Source organism: Spirillospora sp. NPDC049652 (genome assembly GCF_040675125.1).
Classification (GTDB): Bacteria; Actinomycetota; Actinomycetes; order Streptosporangiales; family Streptosporangiaceae; genus Spirillospora.
In genome coordinates, this window is the sequence record NZ_JBFAOF010001406.1 from 1 (window position 1) to 1,413 (window position 1,413).

Annotated in this window: 2 protein-coding genes; one reads left to right on the top strand and one right to left on the bottom strand. The window is 74.5% G+C overall.

What is annotated here, in order from left to right; translation table 11 throughout:
• A partial coding sequence (locus tag AB0J52_RS40615) for a bifunctional adenosylcobinamide kinase/adenosylcobinamide-phosphate guanylyltransferase (protein WP_500188550.1) occupies positions 1-933 on the bottom strand: 933 nt, incomplete at its 3' end.
• A gap of 149 nt (positions 934-1,082) precedes the next feature.
• Here AB0J52_RS40615 and AB0J52_RS40620 point away from each other — a divergent pair.
• Positions 1,083-1,277 carry a hypothetical protein gene (locus tag AB0J52_RS40620; protein ID WP_500188552.1) on the top strand — a complete coding sequence of 65 codons (195 nt, stop codon included), beginning with the start codon at positions 1,083-1,085 and terminating at the stop codon, positions 1,275-1,277.
• Positions 1,278-1,413: the final 136 nt, after the last annotated feature.

A 1,413-nucleotide genomic window follows, 5' to 3' on the forward strand; every position in this document is an offset into this window, starting at 1 on the left:
CGTGACGCGGCCCGCGACGACCAGCGCGGCGGCCTCGGACTCGGCCGCCAGCCGCTGGTTCACGCTCCCGAGGACGTCGCGGAACGCCCGTCCCACCGGGGTCGTCGGGACCAGCGACATTCCCACCTCGTCGCTGACCGCGACCACGTGCGCCGCTGTGTCGCGCCATGCCGAGACCAGTTCCTCGACGCGTCCGACGACGCGGGACGGGTCGTCCCAGGCGTTCGTCTCCTCCATGACCGCAGCCACCCAGGACCCGATGCCGTCCACCAGGAGGGCGCCGGTCGCGGACGTCAGCACCGATGCGAGGTCCGCCGTCTCGACCGTCCGCCACCAGGACGGCCGCCGCTGCCGGTGCGCCTCGATGCGGGCCGTCCACTCGGCATCCGAGGGATCGCCCACCCCGGTGGCCACATAGGTCACGTCCGGATGCGCCATCAGCCGCAACTCCGCCTCGGCCGACTTCCCCGAGCGGGATCCGCCCAGCAGGAGCGTCCGATGGGGGCCGGTGAGCGGACGCGTCCAGAAGCCCAACCGACGGTCAAGTTCAGTAGGCGCGCTGACACGATGGTCTATATGGACGGTTCGGACGTCCGTCGCGTCCGTCACCGCCCCTTCGCGCCGGAGCCGTCCGAGGTGTTCGGGACAGCCGACCAGGTCCAGCAGCACCGCGTCGTAGGCGCTGCCGGCCTGAGGCTCCGGGTTCTGTCCCGGCCCAGCGGAGACGAGAACGCGGTGCCCGGAGGGGACGCGCACATCCCAGCCTCCGGGCACGTCCAGACGCGGACAGTCCTCCAGGGGCACGCCGTCGATCAGCACGCGGGTGGGGGCGAGGGAGACTCCGGCGGCGCGCGCCCGCGCGCACGACGCGCAGCGGCAACCGGGCGCGGGCCAGCCCTCCGGCCCCGCGGTTCCAGGCAGTTCGATCTTCATCCTGCCCACGAGCCTATTGACCGCCGCCAACGGCCGGTCCGGTGGCCGGGCCCGCGGCCGCATCAAGGTCGGTCCGAGGGCCGCCCCGGCCGCCGGACGGGTTACGCTCACCGCTACCGGGCAGGTCGAAGCGGCGGAGGGCAGTGGCGATGGCGTGGAACTGGCAGCTGGAGAAGTCCGGCGGGGACCGGACCGGCGTGGAGGAGACGTTCAGCACCCAGGCCGCCGCCGAGACCTGGCTGGGCGAGCACTGGCGCGAACTCCGCGAGGACGGCGTCGACAAGGTCGTCCTCCTGGACGACGAGGACACCGTCTACACCATGAGCCTCCACGACCCGGAGTGACCCGCTCCCGCGGCCGCCGGCCCCGGCCCGCCGGCGCACGCGGAACGCGCGGATGACCCGGTCCCCCGCGCGCCGCCGCGGCCCCGGTGGAACCGGCGGCGGCGCGCGAGGACCCGCCGGGCGGGGGACCGGGGAG